Below are 16,644 nucleotides of genomic sequence, written 5' to 3'. Positions count from 1 at the left end.
TGTGCACATGAGTGCAGAATTGCTGCTTAACGTGACCCCGAGTGAAACTCGTGTGGCCATGATTGAAGGTGGAGTACTACAAGAAATTCATATCGAGCGCGAATCTCGTCGCGGCATTGTGGGCAACATTTACAAAGGCAAAGTAAGCCGAGTGCTGCCTGGCATGCAAGCGGCTTTCGTCGATATCGGTTTAGATAAAGCGGCGTTTTTACATGCGTCTGATATCGTTCCGCATACTGAATGTGTGGCAGAGAACGAGAAACAGCAGTTTCAAGTTCGTGACATTTCTGAACTGGTTCGCCAAGGTCAGGATATCGTCGTACAGGTAGTTAAAGATCCTCTTGGCACTAAAGGTGCGCGTTTAACTACTGACATCACACTTCCTTCCCGTTATCTCGTCTTTATGCCAGGCGCTAGCCACGTTGGTGTATCGCAACGTATTGAAAGCGAAAGCGAACGTGAGCGCCTTAAAAAAGTGGTGAATCACTACTGCGATGAGCACGGTGGCTTTATTATCCGCACGGCCGCAGAAGGGGCGGACGAGAAAGAACTCTCTCAAGATGCTGCGTTCCTAAAACGCTTATGGCTGAAAGTCATGGAGCGTCGTTCTAAGTACAAGACACGTTCAACGCTGTATGGCGAGCTTGGTCTTGCACAACGTATTTTGCGTGACTTCGTTGGAACGGAACTCGACAAGATTTTGGTCGATTCACGTTTAGAATATGAGAACCTCAAAGAGTTTACTTCTGAGTACGTACCGGAGCTGACCGATAAGCTTGAGCTTTACGAAGGTGACAAGCCTATCTTTGATATGTACGACACTGAGAACGAAATTCAACGCTCTTTGGAGCGCAAAGTTGAGCTCAAGTCGGGTGGTTACTTAATCATCGATCAAACAGAAGCGATGACCACCATCGACATCAACACGGGTGCGTTTGTTGGTCGTCGTAACTTAGAAGAGACCATCTTTAATACCAATATTGAAGCGACTCAAGCCATTGCTCGCCAGTTACGTCTGCGTAACCTAGGTGGCATCATCATTATCGACTTTATCGATATGGCGTCAGAAGAGCATCGTCAGCGAGTACTAACTTCGTTAGAAGCTGCATTGTCGAAAGACCGCGTGAAAACCAACATCAATGGCTTTACGCAGTTAGGTCTGGTTGAAATGACGCGTAAGCGTACGCGCGAAAGTATTGAACATATTCTTTGTTCTGGTTGTCCTACTTGTGAAGGCCGTGGCACCGTGAAAACGGTTGAAACGGTGTGTTACGAGATTCTGCGCGAGATCACTCGTGTAAACCGAGCGTACGATGCCGACAACTTTGTCGTATACGCATCGCCGTTTGTTGCAGAAGCGCTTTTGGGTGATGAGTCTCATGCGCTGGCAGAACTTGAAGTATTTATTGGTAAGCAAGTCCGTATTCAGGCTGAACCCCTGTACATTCAGGAACAGTTTGACGTCGTGATGATGTAATTGGAACATTTGTGAATTCTGGTTTTAACCGTTTTGGGCGTTTTTGCGCGTGGACGTTAGTCACTGTCTTGGTTTTTTTAGCCATTCTAGTGACCACTCTACGCGTCACATTGCCACAACTTAACCACTTCCAAGATGAGATCAAAACCTGGGTCAAACAAGGCACAGGTTTTGACTTTTCTATCTCCAGCGTTGCTGGTTCTTGGCGTAATAGCCATCCCTCTATCGCGTTACTCGGCTTAGAAGCTAACTTACCGAATAACCAAGAAGCTCGATTCGCCGTTGATGAAATTCAAATTGAATTCGATTTGATTCAATCGTTACTTCAGTTTAAGCCCGTCGTGGCAGACTTAACCATTCATAACTTGGCATTAGATATTCGCACGGTCGATCTTCTACCTACGTCGAGCAATCAAGAGCCGACCACTGATGTTGACCAAAATGAAGTTAAGCTGATTGATCAGCTGGACTCACTATTGCTGCGCCAGTTTGAAGACTTCACCATTACGAATTCACGCGTCTGGTACAAATCGGTATCGGGCGAAACTCGTCGACTCGATATCGAACAGCTTCGCTGGAGTAACCAAGGCAAACGTCACTTAGCGGAAGGCACAGTCAGTATTGCAGACGCTAGCCTGAATTCACTGTTAGTAAATGCTAACTTTAAAGATCATGGTTCGCTGCGTGATGTGTCTGGTGAGTTTTACGTGAGTGCGCAAGATGTCTCGGTAACGCCTTGGCTTACCACTTACATGCAAGAAGAGTCGGGTGCGGAGTCTGGCAAGGTCAGTTTGAATACCTGGCTGACTCTCAAACACAGCCAACCTAATTATGCGTACGTAGAGCTGCAACCGTCTGAGCTCGTATGGAATGAAAATGGCCGCCATGAACTGTTTATCGAATCGGGAGTGTTTAAGCTCTTGCCTGATAAGCAAGGTTGGAAAGTAAATGGTCACTCACTTCAAATTCGCACCGATGACAAATCCTGGCCTGAACTTGATGCGGCTTTTGATTGGCAACCAGATGGTTGGAAGCTCAACCTTTCTCAGCTCGACATTGAGGCGTTGATTCCACTCGTTAAGCTCGCGCCGGAATCGGAATCAACCAGTGACTTACTCAATAAATTAGCGCCGAAAGGTCGTGTTGAAGACATTCGTTTAGCCATGAATGGTGGCTTAGATACGTTGCGTTATTCGGCAGATCTCGATGAGTTAGCTATGACTCAATGGGAACTGTTGCCGGGCTTTCAACATGTGCAAGGCAGCGTTGCGGGTGACTTGAAGCAAGCGAAAGCGAAAGTCACGGTCATTGATGATGTTTTCCCGTACGGGGATGTATTCCAAGCTCCATTGAACATCAAGCAAGGCGAAGTCGACATCATCTGGCAGCAAGATGAGACAGGTTGGCGTTTGTGGTCGGATAAAGTCACGGCTGCGACTCCGGACCTTCAAGTGTTGGGCGCATTTCGACTCGATTTCCCTAAAGAGCAAAGCCCATTCCTATCGTTTTATGCTGAGGCGGATCTCTACAACGCTGGTGAAACTTGGCGTTACTTGCCAACCTTGGCATTAGGTCAAGATCTGACGGATTACCTATCAACCGCAATTCAAGGCGGTAAAGTAAATACGGCCAAATTGCTGTGGTATGGCGAGTTAGGAGATTTTCCTTACAAAGAGCACAACGGTATGTTTCAGGCATGGGTTGGCTTAAAAGACGCGAAATTCAGTTTTGATACTGCGTGGCCAACCATTACCGACTTGCAGCTTGATCTATTGTTTGAAAACGACGCCATGTATCTGGATTCCAAATCGGCGACGTTAAATGGCGTTCACGCTAAACGCATCACGGGGCGCATTCCGGAATTGGCTGAAGATGGCCATATCGAAATTGAAGCTAAAGCCACAGCTCCGGGTAATGAAGTTCGCGACTACATGATGGCTACGCCGCTGGTTGACTCGGTTGGTGCCGCTTTGACGGCCTTGCAAGTCAGTGGCCCGGTGTATTCCGAGTTCCAGCTCAACATTCCTTTTGATATGGAAAAAGACGCGCGAGCTTGGGGTTATGCGGATTTGAAAGACAACCGTGTTGATATTGACGCGCCGCCAATGACGCTAGAAAAAGCCACAGGCCGCATTCAGTTCGACAACGATGTGGTGACGACATCTGGCTTGTCAGCAGAGTTACTCTCGCAGCCTATTTCACTCGATTTCCACGGCGAAAGTGCGGACCAAGGCTACAACGTGACCATCAATACTTTAGGTGATTGGGATGTAGAGCCTCTCAAGCCTTATTTGGGTGAACGTTGGTTGAGCTTGGTTTCCGGTCATGCACCTTGGCAAATGGACATTGACTTGCAGCTCAACGATGTGGGTTTTACTTACCAAGTGGATGTGTTGGCGCAGCTCGGTCGATTAGCCAGTGAATACCCATACCCATTGACGAAAAAGGTCGGTGAAGCTGGTCAGGCGAAACTCCAAGCATCGGGGAATCAGGAGAGCATTTCGGCTCGTTTACAAATCCCAAATGCGAAATATCAGACCGAAATTGATATCTCGGGCGATGTGCCAGTGTTAACCGCGACCAACTTAGTGTTAGGCAAAGGCGGTTTTAAAATTAGCCCTGTCGTTGGGCACGATGCTTCGATTCGTCTAGATGAGTTAAACCTAGATAAGTGGGCGACGTTACTGGATACGCCAGAGAGTAAAGCGCAATCGGTGCTGGCAAACATGCAGACGCCTACGATTCCTTTACCAACGCGTATTGAAGTCGAAACGCCGAACTTGTTATTGGGCGGCATTGAGTTTCACGATGTGGCATTGAACGCCAGTAAAAAGAACCTAAGTTGGCAGTTGGACGTGAATAGTCAAGAGGTGAAAGGCAAAGCAACGTACCTCAAACCGTACGATTTATCGGTGTCTCTAGACCATCTGCATTTGTACTTGCCAGACTTTGAGGAAATGACCAAAGAGCGCAGTTCGATTTTCGCTAGTGAAGATCAGAATGCGCCACTTATTACCAACTTTGACCGCAAGTTTCACGCAGAGATGCCAAACTTAACGTTGAGCATCGACGATTTTTGGTTGCAAGGTTACAAGGTTGGCAAAGTGAATGTCGACTTACAGCGTCAAGATGATCGTTTGGAGTGGAAAAACATTACCTTCAGTAGCGGCAAAAACCGCATCGATATGAATGGTTGGTGGGAGCTGACCAAAGATCGTAGCCATTCCAATCTGACGTTAAAAATGAAAGGCGATAACAACACGGATCTGATGGAGCGTTTTGGTATCACGTCTGGGATCCAGCAAGCGCCATTTGAGATCAACGCCAATATGAATTGGGACGGTGCGCCTTGGTCGATGAAGACACCAACCTTGCAGGGGAATGTCTCGACGGAGTTTGGCAAAGGGGTCGTGAGTGAAGTCAGCGGCGCGGCGCGTTTGCTTGGCCTATTTAGCTTGGACTCCATCATTCGTAAGATGCAGCTCGATTTTACCGACGTATTCGACAAAGGCATGGCGTTCAACTCCATCACGGGTACAGGCAAAATCCAAGATGGTGTGTTCATCACCAATGATATTGTGATGGATGCGCTAGCTGGTGAAATGCAAATTCGTGGTATTGCAAACATGACCAGCAGAATGGTGGATGCGGAAGTGAAGTTTACGCCGGATATTACGTCAGGGTTACCAATGCTGACGGCGTTTGCGGTAGCCCCTCAAACCGCTCTGTACGTGCTGGCGATTTCCACGGTAATTTCTCCAGTTGTAGAGGTGTTCACCCAAGTGAATTACGAGGTCAAAGGCCCGTTAGATTCACCAACCGTAAAAGAGATTTCACGTAGTAAAGGCGAATACAAGCTGCCAGAAAAACTGCGTGAGCAGGCTAAATAGATCGCCCGACTAAGTGGTAGAAGGAAGAGAACACATGGAACGTGTTGGCATCATTCAAATGACTTCGGGGCCTGATATTCAGGCGAATTTGGACTTTATTGACCAGCAATGTACTTTGGCGGCCAATCAAGGAGTGAAGCTGGTGCTCACGCCGGAAAATGCGGTGTTGTTTGCCAGTCGAGAAGAGTACCATCAACATGCAGAGCCGTTAGGTAGCGGTGCTATTCAAGAGCGTTTAGCCAATATCGCGAAGAGTCATCAACTGACGCTTGTCGTTGGTAGTATGCCGATTCAAACCGCGCGTGGTGTGACAACGACGACGCTCCTTTTACCTCCTCACGGAAAATGCATTGCCCATTATGACAAGCTGCATATGTTTGATGTCGATGTAGAAGATGGCCATGGCAGCTACCGAGAGTCAGATACTTTTACCGCGGGCAACCAAATTGTGGTGGCAGAAACGGATATCGGCAGCGTCGGCTTGAGCATTTGTTACGACGTTCGTTTCCCCGAATTGTACAAAGCACTGCGTTTAGCGGGGGCGGATGTCATTGTTGTTCCCGCCGCGTTTACTGCGGTTACTGGGCAAGCTCACTGGGAAGTGTTGTTGCGAGCTCGAGCAATTGAAACGCAATGTTGGATTTTAGCCAGTGGACAAACGGGAACACACCCTTGCGGCCGTAAAACGTGGGGGCATTCCATGGTGATTGACCCCTGGGGACGCATTCACAAACAACTTCAAGACCAAGTGGGTTTGCTGGTGGCAGAGATAGATTTGTCACAAACCCAGCAAGTAAGGCAGAATATGCCGCTGACTCAACACAGTCGCTTTCAAAATGAATTGAGACGGAAATAAAAGAGCTAACTATGAGCACAAACCAAATAGAACAGGCACTCCTTGCCCCAAATGGTCTGACAGAGCAGGACATTGCTGACACGCTTGCCAGCATTGCTACGCGCCAGATCGATTATGCGGACATCTACTTTCAGTCCAGCTGGCACGAGTCTCTGGTTCTAGAAGACAGCATCATCAAAGATGGCTCTTTTAACATTGATTGTGGTGTTGGTGTGCGTGCGGTGACGGGCGAAAAAACCGGTTTCGCCTACTCAGATCAGATCAATCCGGAAGGTTTGAAGCAAAGTGCTATTGCAGCGCGAGGCATTGCGCAGCAGGGCCAAAATGGCAAAGTTCAAGCATTCAAACGTTCGGAAAATCAAGCTTACTATGATGCGGTTAACCCGCTAGCAAGCTGGGAAAAACAACAAAAAACCGAGTTACTGATGTCTTTGGATGCGTACATTCGCACTAAAGAGCCTCTGATCAAAGAAGTTTCTATCAGCATCAGTGGCGTGCACGAGCAAATGCTAGTTGCCGCTACAGATGGCACTTTCGCTGGTGATACTCGTCCTCTTGTTCGGCTATCCATCAGTGTACTTGCACAGAAAGGTGACCGTCGCGAGCGTGGCAGTGCTGGTGGTGGTGGTCGTTTTGGCTACGATTTCTTCTTGTCTGAAACAGATGGTGTGAAGCAAGCCTTCCACTTCGCGGACGAAGCCATCCGTATGGCGTTAGTTAACCTAGAAGCAGAAGCTGCACCTGCAGGTATGATGCCTGTAGTTCTGGGTTCTGGTTGGCCGGGCGTATTGCTGCATGAAGCGGTAGGTCACGGTTTAGAAGGGGACTTCAACCGCAAAGAGTCGTCGGTATTCTCTGGCAAAATGGGTCAGCAGGTGACGTCATCGCTATGTACGATTGTGGATGATGGTACGCTGAAAGATCTACGTGGTTCACTCAATGTGGACGACGAAGGTGTGAATGGTCAGTACAACACGCTGATCGAAAATGGCGTATTGAAAGGCTACATGCAAGACAAGTTGAACGCGCGCCTAATGGGGGTAAACCCAACGGGTAACGGTCGCCGCGAATCTTACGCGCACTTACCGATGCCACGCATGACTAATACCTACATGCTGCCAGGTGAACACACACCAGAAGAAATCATCTCGACCGTGAAGAAAGGCATCTACGCGCCTAACTTCGGTGGTGGTCAGGTGGATATCACCTCAGGTAAGTTCGTGTTCTCTGCATCAGAAGCGTATTTGATTGAGGATGGTAAAGTGACTCGTCCCGTCAAAGGGGCAACTCTAATCGGTTCAGGCATTGAAGCGATGCAGCAAGTTTCGATGGTCGGTAACGACTTAAGCATCGATAAAGGTGTTGGCGTTTGTGGTAAAGCAGGGCAAAGCGTGCCAGTAGGCGTTGGTCAGCCAACGTTGAAGCTTGATTCACTGACTGTTGGTGGCACCGAGTAAATCACTCGAACCTTGATAAAAAGAGCGCTCATTGGAGCGCTCTTTTACTTTGTGCGTGAATCGATGTGGGTTAGAGGTTTTCTTCTGCAAACTCTGCCAAGCGGCTACGAACCACGCCGTTGAGGTGAATGTTCGCACTGCCTTCAAAGTTCTTGAAGCGTTCGACCATGTAGGTCAAACCTGACGTCACTGGGGTGAGGTAATGTGAGTCAATCTGCGCCAAGTTACCGGAGCAGACGATTTTGGTTCCTTCACCGCAGCGGGTGATGATGGTTTTGATTTGTGATGCTGTGAGGTTTTGACACTCATCAAGCAACACAAACGCATTTTGAATCGAACGGCCACGCATAAAGTTGATCGACTTAAACTGAATGTTGGCTTTATCGCAGATGTATTTCAACGAGCCTTCGGTGCAGTGATCGTGCTTATGCAGCGCCTCCAAAGTATCGGTTACCGCCGCCAGCCAAGGCATCATTTTTTCCTCTTCTGAGCCTGGTAAGAAGCCAATCGACTCACCAATGTCTGGCGTGTTACGCGTGACGATGATTTTATCAAACATGCCTTTTTCAATAGTTTGCTCGAGCGCAGCTGCCATGGCCAATAGCGTTTTACCACTACCCGCCGCACCAGTGAGGATCACCAAATCAATGTCAGGGTCGAGCAGGGCATCGAGTGCCATGGCCTGATAAATGTTTTTTGGTGTGATGTCCCAAGCTCGGCGGTGCATCATGCGTTCTCGGCTTAGGTCGAGTAGGGTTAGCTTGTCTTCATTGATGGTTTCAACGCGGCCTGCAAAATCGCTGTCTTCATCAATGACGTATTGGTTGATGAACGTTGGGTCAAAGGGCTCACGACTGAGTTTGTGGTAGGTTTTTCCCCCCAACGCGTAGCTTTCAACTTCATCAATTCCGCTCCAGAAATCGCCTTCTCGTTGCTGGAAGCCTTTAGTGAGGTATTGAATGTCGTCGATGAGTTGGTCGGTTCGGTAGTCTTCAACAAAGCGAACTCCAGCTCCTTTCGCGCGCAGACGCATGTTGATGTCTTTTGTGATAAGCACGACTTCTCGTGGTGCTCGTTTGTTTTGCAGATAAAGCACCGCGTTGAGAATACGGTTGTCACCGGCTTTGTCGGCGAAAGCTTTGACGGTTTCCTGCAATTCAAAATCCGCCAAAATGGAAATAGAGCCTTGGTCTGGTTTTTCTTTCGATACGGGAATGCCTTCTGAAATTTCATCTGGCGTTGCGTCTTTAAAGAGATCTTCCAAAGCGCGAATAGCTACGCGTGCGTCTCTTGCGACATCGCGTTTGCTGTCTTTAATTCGGTCGAGTTCTTCCAACACGGTCATAGGGATGACGACATCGTGTTCTTGGAAAGAGAAGATGGCGAAGGGTTCATGAAGAAGGATGTTGGTATCAAGTACAAACAGTTTCCGATCGGTATCGCCCATAGCGTCTCCTTGCCGCAGCGCGGCTTTGCTTGCGAGTGGCTAAGCCAAATTCAACATAAGAAATGACCTAACTCTGATTGCTTGCAATAGAGGTTATCGGGCTATCGTCGGTTAGTTAGCAACCGAGTAGCAAGACAACTTACTGCAAACCCGTGTTGATCCTAATCGTGTACTAATGCGCTCAAATTATATGCAATGTCTTTAAGCGCCCCTCATTAGAAGTATACGTAATATTTACTTCCAACAAGTTAATAATTGGCATGAGTTTTTTACAATTTGATTGCATTTGTAATTTGGGAAAAAAAGTTTCCGCTTGGTGCGGTTTCGGCGTGACCTAAATCACAGCTTCAAGTAAGATTAGCGACCTTTTTCTGCGCATAGGCTACGTCCGATTTATCATGTTGAGCTGACTTAAAAATGTTCAGTCCACACTCGCATGACGAGCTCAATGTGCATAGCAGAAGCCAGAATCAGATCTAAACTATTATCCATGCCCTCGGGTGTGAGTAGACCAACAAGAAATACGAATCAAGAACTAATAACGAGGTAGTCAATTCATGACATTTGCTTTGGGGCAGCGCTGGATTAGCGATACGGAAAGCGATTTAGGTTTAGGTACCGTAGTAGCAATGGATGCTCGTACTGTGACATTGATGTTTGCAGCGTCAGAGGAAAACCGAGTTTACGCACGTAACGATGCTCCTGTTACCCGAGTAACGTTTAACGTCGGTGATGTCATCGATTGCCAAGAAGGTTGGTCTCTGAAAGTTGAAGAAGTACTGGAAGATGAAGGTCTGTACACCTATTTCGGTACTCGTGAAGACACGCAAGAAACCGCAGTTGTTCTGCGTGAGATTTTCCTTAGCAACCAAATTCGTTTCAACAAACCTCAAGATAAGTTGTATGCGGGTCAAATCGACCGCATGGACAACTTCGTTCTTCGTTACCGTGCGCTAACCAACCAGTTTGAACAGCACAAGAGCCCAATGCGTGGTTTGTGTGGTATGCGAGCAGGTTTGATCCCTCATCAGCTTTACATCGCGCACGAAGTCGGTCGCCGTCACGCGCCACGCGTTTTGTTGGCGGATGAAGTAGGTTTGGGTAAGACCATTGAAGCGGGCATGATCATTCACCAGCAAGTGCTGTCTGGTCGTGCTGAACGCATTTTGATTGTGGTGCCTGAAACACTGCAACACCAATGGCTAGTTGAGATGATGCGTCGTTTCAATCTGCATTTCTCTATCTTCGACGAAGAGCGTTGTATTGAAGCATTCGCGGACGCTGAAAACCCATTTGATACTCAGCAATACGTGCTGTGTTCTCTCGATTTCCTACGTAAGAGCCGCAAGCGTTTTGAACAAGCGCTAGAAGGCGAATGGGATCTGCTTGTTGTCGATGAAGCGCATCACCTTGAGTGGAGCCAAGACAAACCAAGCCGTGAATACCAAGTGGTAGAAGGCTTGGCTGAACGTACTCCGGGCGTGTTGCTACTGACAGCAACGCCAGAACAGCTTGGTCGTGAAAGCCACTTTGCTCGTCTACGCCTGCTGGATCCCGATCGTTTCTATGATTACGAAGCGTTCGTCGAGGAAGAAGAGCAATACGCGCCTGTAGCGGATGCGATTACTTCACTATTCTCAGGCGAAAAGCTGCCTGATGAAGCGAAAAACCAGATCACTGAGCTGTTGTCTGAACAAGACGTAGAACCTCTTTTCCGCATTATCGAAAGCAACAGCGATGAAGAGGCGAAAGCATCAGCGCGCCAAGAGCTTATCGATAACCTAATGGACCGTCACGGTACGGGGCGTGTTTTGTTCCGTAACACGCGTGCGGCAATCAAAGGTTTCCCAACGCGTAATGTGCATCTTATGCCGATGGATATCCCACAGCAGTACACCACGTCAATGCGTGTGGCAGGGATGATTGGCGGTAAGATGAGTTCTGAAGCGCGTGCGATGAAGAACCTGTACCCGGAAGAAATTTTCCAAGAATTTGAAGGCGATGACGCAAGCTGGTGGCAGTTTGACTCACGTGTGAATTGGCTACTTGAAAAAGTAAAAGAGAAACGCGGCGAGAAGATTCTCGTGATTGCTTCTCGTGCGAGCACGGCATTGCAATTGGAGCAAGCGCTGCGTGAACGCGAAGGCATCCGTGCGACGGTCTTCCACGAAGGCATGTCGATTCTTGAGCGCGACAAAGCTGCGGCTTACTTTGCGCAAGAAGAAGGCGGTGCACAGGTTCTGATCTGTAGCGAAATCGGTTCTGAAGGTCGTAACTTCCAATTTGCCAACCAATTGGTGATGTTCGACTTGCCATTCAACCCAGACTTGCTTGAACAACGTATTGGTCGTTTGGACCGTATCGGTCAAAACCGAGATATCGACATTCATGTTCCTTACCTGAAAGGCACATCGCAAGCGATCCTAGCGCGTTGGTTCGATGAAGGTTTGAACGCCTTTGCGGAAACCTGCCCGACAGGTCGTGCGGTTTACGACAAGTACTCAGACGCCCTGATTGAGATTCTGGCGTCAGGAGATACCAGCACTCTGGATGAGATCATCGAAGAATCAGCGAAGCTGAACAAAGAATTGAAATCGCAACTAGAGCAAGGTCGTGACCGCTTGCTAGAAATGCACTCTAACGGCGGCGAAAAAGCTCAGCAAATCGTGGAGAAAATTGAATCAACCGATGGTGATACAAACTTAGTCACGTTTGCGCTTTCTCTGTTTGATACGATTGGTTTGAACCAAGACGACAAAGGCGAAAATGCACTGGTGGTGACGCCATCAGAGCACATGATGGTGCCAAGCTACCCTGGTTTGCCATACGAAGGGGCAACGATCACTTTTGATCGCGATACCGCGCTTTCTCGTGAAGACATGCACTTCATCAGTTGGGAACACCCAATGATCCAAGGTGGTATCGATCTTCTGATGAGTGAAGGTGTGGGTACTTCTGCGGTATCTTTGTTGAAAAACAAGGCGTTGCCAGTTGGTACGATTCTGCTTGAACTGATTTACGCGGTAGATGCGCAAGCACCAAAACGCAGCGGTATCACTCGTTTCTTACCGAAAACGCCAATCCGTCTGATGATGGACTCGCGTGGTAACGATCTGTCGGCTCAAGTGGAGTTTGAAGGTTTCAACCGTCAACTTAGCCCAGTAAACCGTCATCTTGGCAGCAAGCTGGTGACGTCTGTGCAAAAAGATGTGCACCGTTTGATTGAAGCGGGTGATGTGCTGGTTGAAGAGAAAGTGGAAGCCGTTCGTAAGCAAGCGCAGCAAGATATGCAGCAAAGCTTGAATGCGGAGCTAGAGCGTTTACAAGCTTTGAAAGCGGTGAACCCAAACATTCGTGATGAAGAGATTGAAGCGATTGAAGCGCAAATCAAAGAGCTGACTGGTTACATCAATCAAGCTCAAGTGCAGCTCGACTCGCTCCGTCTGATCGTGGTGAGCCACAACTAATCGCGTAAAACGCATTAAAAAAGGTCTTCAATCGAAGACCTTTTTCTTTATCTGCGGTTTGCCTGCGGATTACATCAACCACTTCCACCAAATAAACAAAGCTAAGAAGCCAAACAAGTAAATGAGCCCAGCAATCGATAGCCATTTCAATTTGCGTCCCACCGCCAGCGGTTCCGGCAAGTCCGTTTTGCTCACTAAGATGTAGTTCAGTAGCGCGAAGAATGGTGTCGTCATAAACGCCAGAACCATCGCGAAGTCGAGCATAGGCAGCAGTGCCGATGCCCAGAATACGACGATACCCAGCGCCAGCAATGATACCGCCAACATAATCGCCGACGTTGCTTTTGGATCAGTTTCCACTTGAGAACGCAACAGGCGTTGTGAGTCGGCAATTACGCGCGAGTAACCGTCAATAACAGTAATTGTGCTGCCGAAAATACAGAAGAAAGCGATCACTGCGATTAAGTAACGTGACCATTCACCGATGGTCGAAGCGTACAAGCCAACCAACTGATGCGAGAAGCCTACCCCGGAGCTCTTCAGTTCAATTCCAGAACCGTGCAGCATTAACGCACCGAGCGAAACAAACACTAGCGCCAAAACGGCTGTACCGATGTAGCCAACGTTGAAGTCAAACAGAGCAGAGCGCGGTGTCACTTCTTGCTGACTCGACTGGCGCTTTAGCCACGCTGAGGTTAAACACGAAATCTCAATTGGTGCTGGCATCCACCCCATCGTAACCACGATGAAACCAATTGCCGCAATTGACCAAGGGGAAGGCGATTCAAAGTTCGCGACGGGTTCCACTGGGTTACCAAACGCAATTGCAACTGCAAGCAGCGTTGCAATGGTGAGCACGGACATGATCACTTTCGAAAGTGTGTCGAGTGCTTTGTAATGGCCGGCGAATAAAATGATCAAACACGTGACCAAAACGATGATGCTCAACGATGCCATCGACAGTGAAAACGGAATGAAGTAACCCAGCAAGCTCGCACTAAACATCAACAATGCTGCGGTGTTGATCACCGCCGACACCACACTTAAGAACAGAAACAGCCAAAGGTAAGGGCGACCCAGTCTCGCGTAGCCTTCGACTAACGTAAGCCCAGTGCCCATCGTGTATTGCACGCCAGCTCGGAAAAATGGGTATTTAAACAGGTTTACGAGCAGGATGAGTGCGGCAAGTTGCCAGCCATAGATGGCGCCCGCTTTGGTTGAGGCTACAAGGTGAGAGCCACCCACCGCCGCAGAAGCCATTAGGATGCCTGGGCCAAGTGAGCGGAAAAATAGCGATATTCTGGATTGGGGTTGATCTGGTACGGCGGATTCCATTTCTTATTGTCCTTTGATGTTGTGTATAGCGGCATAACCTTCCCCGCGAGAACGGTTCGCGGGAATCCAAACGGCGTGAAACCTTATTTAATGTTATGGGGTGCTTTTCCGAACGGAATAAAGTTATTTGGGTAACCACTCTATAAATATCACTCCCGCAGTACTTGTCAAACTATATTTACAAATCAGTTTTTATTTTATTTTTCGAATTTATTGACTTGATTAACCCTGTTGGTTTTGGTGTTTTCATTGGTCGCGAAATTAAAATGCGTTTTGGCTGAGCCCTCGTTATAATCGCGGCGTTTTTATTTTCTAGAGATCCCACCCATGGCAATGCTTGAGTACAACCCACCGACAGATCCTTGGATCGACATCGTTTTTGAGGACGACCATATCTTGGCTGTGAATAAGCCGTCTGGTTTGTTGTCAGTTCCGGGACGTCTTGCAGAACACCATGACAGCATGTGGAGTCGTTTACAGGAGGAGTACCCAGATATCCAAGTCGTGCATCGCTTAGATATGTCGACGTCGGGATTGATGGTACTGGCTAAAAACAAGCGAGCAGAAAGTGCGTTGAAAAAGCAGTTCCAGTTCCGCTTAACGCATAAAATTTACTACGCACGCGTTTGGGGTCATGTCGAGCAGGAAGAGGGCGAAATCGATCTGCCATTGATCTGTGACTGGCCAAACCGTCCGCTGCAAAAAGTGTGTTTTGAAGATGGTAAGCCATCAAAAACTCTCTTCCAAGTCGCGAAGCGAGAAGAACACGAAGACGGAACAAAGACGACCATCGTGCGCTTACTGCCTATTACTGGCCGATCACATCAATTGCGTGTGCACATGCAAGCGTTGGGTCACCCTATTGTTGGTGACGAGTTCTACGCGACCGAAGAAGCCAAAGCCTTCTCTGAGCGTTTGGAACTGCACGCTTCTGAACTGAGCTTCTACCACCCGAAAAGTCACTGGCTCCGCAGTATTTTTGTTCCGTGTGACTTTTACCCGGAAGCCGAAGAGATGATCTTTGACTATTTCGATCCAGAGCGTAAATTACCTGATTACAAAACACTGCCACGCCCATAAATAGATTTCATTAGGCAGTGAACAAGGAGCCGTTATGTCACTGCCTAAAGTGGTCTTTCTCGACCGTGCCACCATTCCCAATCACATTCAAGTCCCGCGCCCTGAGTTTCCTCATCATTGGATGGAGTATGAACTGACACCGCCTGAGTTCGTGGTTGAGCGCTTGGCTGATGCCGATATCGTCATCAGCAATAAAGTGGTGTTGGATCAATCGGTACTTTCGCAGCTGCCTCAGCTCAAGATGATTGCCGTTGCGGCGACAGGGTTTAACAATGTCGACGTGAACTATTGTGCTGAACATGGCATTGCAGTCGCGAACGTACGTGGTTATGCCACTCGATCTGTGCCTGAGCATGTGATCGCGATGTTGTTTGCTTTGCGTCGAAACTTGTTTGGGTACCATCAAGACATTACGGCTGGCGAATGGCAGCGTAATAAGCAGTTCTGCTTTTTTACTCATTCCATCGGGGATGTTGGCGGCAGTACGCTAGGTGTCGTCGGTAGTGGTGCATTGGGGCAAGCCACGGCGAATCTGGCTCAAGCGCTAGGTATGACCGTTTTATTTGCGGAGCGTAAAGGGGCGGCAGGATGTCGACCAGGTTATGTGCCATTTGAGGAAGTGTTGAAACACTCTGACGCGTTGACTTTGCACTGTCCGCTTAACGAGCATACGCAGAATTTGATTGGCAAAGCCGAGTTACAGCAAATGAAACCAAACGCGATTCTACTCAACACCGGTCGTGGCGGTTTGGTTGATGAGCAAGCGTTGGTGGATGCGCTAAAACAGGGTGAGATCGCAGCTGCGGGTTTTGATGTATTTACTCAGGAGCCTGCCGATGAGAGCAACCCTCTGATCGCTAATATTCACTTACCGAATTTGCTGTTAACGCCTCATGTTGCGTGGGGAAGTGATTCGTCGATTCAACGCTTGGCTGACATTCTGATTGAGAACATTAACGCGTTTCAGCGCGGAGAGCTCCTCAATCGCCTCGCTTAGTGGGCGTTGATTATCCGCATTAAAAAAGCAGACCTAGTGGTCTGCTTTGTCTTTATGGTTTACGAAGGAAGATTAGATTTCTTCTTCGTTTAACGCTTTCAGGATTTGGAAAATTTCACGGTAAGATTTTGCTGGTTTACCGGCTTTTTTCTCTTTCGCTGCTTGGCGTGCAAGTTGGCGTAGACGCTGACGATCCGCTTCTGGGTACAACTCCATTACGTCATCAATGGCTTTGTCGCCTTCTTCCACAACGCGATCACGCAGCATTTCAAGTTTATGCAGCGCTGCTGTTGCTTGTGAGTGTTTGTTGCGTACTTTGTCCAATGCCGCTTGGATTGGTTCTGGGTCTTCATAACGCATCAATTTACCGATACGTTGTAGCTGACGACGACGCGCTTCGTTCTTAAAGCGCTGTGCATCGGCAATTGCTTCTCGCAGGTCTTCGCTCAATGGAAACTTTTCGAGAACTGCTGGCTTTAGGCCGACAAGCTCTTCGCCAAGCTTTTGCAGCTCTTCCATGTCTCGCTTCATCTCGGATTTACTTACCCAGATGATCTCTTCTTCTGGTTCCCATGGCGCTTTTTGATTCTTACGTGCCATTTCAGTTGCCTGTGTTTTGATTAATATTATGACTATTT

General features: G+C 48.2%; 10 protein-coding genes. 7 read left to right on the top strand and 3 right to left on the bottom strand.

Annotated features, from left to right (window positions below; genetic code table 11):
• Window positions 1–7 precede the first annotated feature (7 nt).
• The 4 genes from rng to tldD are packed head-to-tail and all read left to right on the top strand — an operon-like array spanning window position 8 to window position 7,680.
• The gene (rng, locus tag DYB02_RS16545; RefSeq protein WP_005461826.1) at window positions 8–1,477 is read left to right on the top strand and encodes a ribonuclease G; all 1,470 of its coding nucleotides are present in this window, start codon (window positions 8–10) and stop codon (window positions 1,475–1,477) included.
• An 11-nt stretch (window positions 1,478–1,488) separates the two neighbouring features.
• Window positions 1,489–5,367, top strand: a complete 3,879-nt coding sequence (locus tag DYB02_RS16540) for a YhdP family protein (protein ID WP_029804038.1) — start codon at window positions 1,489–1,491, stop codon at window positions 5,365–5,367.
• A gap of 34 nt (window positions 5,368–5,401) precedes the next feature.
• A complete protein-coding gene (locus tag DYB02_RS16535; protein ID WP_029804036.1) occupies window positions 5,402–6,223 on the top strand; it encodes a carbon-nitrogen hydrolase family protein in 822 nt (273 codons plus the stop codon).
• An 11-nt stretch (window positions 6,224–6,234) separates the two neighbouring features.
• Entirely contained in the window at window positions 6,235–7,680 is a 1,446-nt protein-coding gene (gene tldD / locus DYB02_RS16530; protein WP_020835343.1) for a metalloprotease TldD, read from the top strand.
• Window positions 7,681–7,750: 70 nt separating this feature from the next.
• Here tldD and DYB02_RS16525 read toward each other — a convergent pair whose 3' ends face one another.
• Entirely contained in the window at window positions 7,751–9,127 is a 1,377-nt protein-coding gene (locus DYB02_RS16525) for a PhoH family protein (protein WP_005461836.1), read from the bottom strand.
• A gap of 557 nt (window positions 9,128–9,684) precedes the next feature.
• Here DYB02_RS16525 and rapA point away from each other — a divergent pair.
• Window positions 9,685–12,594, top strand: coding sequence for an RNA polymerase-associated protein RapA (rapA, locus tag DYB02_RS16520; RefSeq protein WP_005484912.1), 2,910 nt, complete (start codon window positions 9,685–9,687; stop codon window positions 12,592–12,594).
• Between the two features lie 69 nt (window positions 12,595–12,663).
• On the opposite strand, the gene DYB02_RS16515 is transcribed toward rapA, so the two are convergent.
• Complete coding sequence (locus DYB02_RS16515; RefSeq protein WP_025552342.1) at window positions 12,664–13,929, bottom strand: NRAMP family divalent metal transporter; 1,266 nt, start codon at window positions 13,927–13,929, stop codon at window positions 12,664–12,666.
• Between the two features lie 327 nt (window positions 13,930–14,256).
• On the opposite strand from DYB02_RS16515, the gene rluA reads away from it, so the two are divergent.
• Together rluA and DYB02_RS16500 are read left to right on the top strand one after the other, a co-directional pair.
• On the top strand, window positions 14,257–15,009 hold the full coding sequence (gene rluA, locus DYB02_RS16505; protein ID WP_005461846.1) for a bifunctional tRNA pseudouridine(32) synthase/23S rRNA pseudouridine(746) synthase RluA: 753 nt from the start codon (window positions 14,257–14,259) through the stop codon (window positions 15,007–15,009).
• 34 nt (window positions 15,010–15,043) lie between these two features.
• Complete coding sequence (locus DYB02_RS16500; protein WP_029804543.1) at window positions 15,044–16,006, top strand: D-2-hydroxyacid dehydrogenase; 963 nt, start codon at window positions 15,044–15,046, stop codon at window positions 16,004–16,006.
• A gap of 72 nt (window positions 16,007–16,078) precedes the next feature.
• Here the strand turns inward: DYB02_RS16500 and yjgA are convergent, their stop codons facing one another.
• On the bottom strand, window positions 16,079–16,606 hold the full coding sequence (gene yjgA / locus DYB02_RS16495; RefSeq protein ID WP_005457057.1) for a ribosome biogenesis factor YjgA: 528 nt from the start codon (window positions 16,604–16,606) through the stop codon (window positions 16,079–16,081).
• Window positions 16,607–16,644: the final 38 nt, after the last annotated feature.

This window comes from Vibrio parahaemolyticus, assembly GCF_900460535.1.
GTDB lineage: Bacteria > Pseudomonadota > Gammaproteobacteria > Enterobacterales > Vibrionaceae > Vibrio > Vibrio parahaemolyticus.
Note: the sequence above shows the minus strand (reverse complement) of the source record. Positions and strands in the feature narration are given on the sequence as shown.

Coding starts and splice junctions, on each gene's coding strand:
- DYB02_RS16500 (WP_029804543.1), top strand. CDS start 15,044: ATGTCACTGCCTAAAGTGGTCTTTCTCGACCGTGCCACCATTCCCAAT.
- DYB02_RS16515 (WP_025552342.1), bottom strand. CDS start 13,929: ATGGAATCCGCCGTACCAGATCAACCCCAATCCAGAATATCGCTATTT.
- rapA (WP_005484912.1), top strand. CDS start 9,685: ATGACATTTGCTTTGGGGCAGCGCTGGATTAGCGATACGGAAAGCGAT.
- rluA (WP_005461846.1), top strand. CDS start 14,257: ATGGCAATGCTTGAGTACAACCCACCGACAGATCCTTGGATCGACATC.
- tldD (WP_020835343.1), top strand. CDS start 6,235: ATGAGCACAAACCAAATAGAACAGGCACTCCTTGCCCCAAATGGTCTG.
- rng (WP_005461826.1), top strand. CDS start 8: ATGAGTGCAGAATTGCTGCTTAACGTGACCCCGAGTGAAACTCGTGTG.
- DYB02_RS16525 (WP_005461836.1), bottom strand. CDS start 9,127: ATGGGCGATACCGATCGGAAACTGTTTGTACTTGATACCAACATCCTT.
- DYB02_RS16535 (WP_029804036.1), top strand. CDS start 5,402: ATGGAACGTGTTGGCATCATTCAAATGACTTCGGGGCCTGATATTCAG.
- yjgA (WP_005457057.1), bottom strand. CDS start 16,606: ATGGCACGTAAGAATCAAAAAGCGCCATGGGAACCAGAAGAAGAGATC.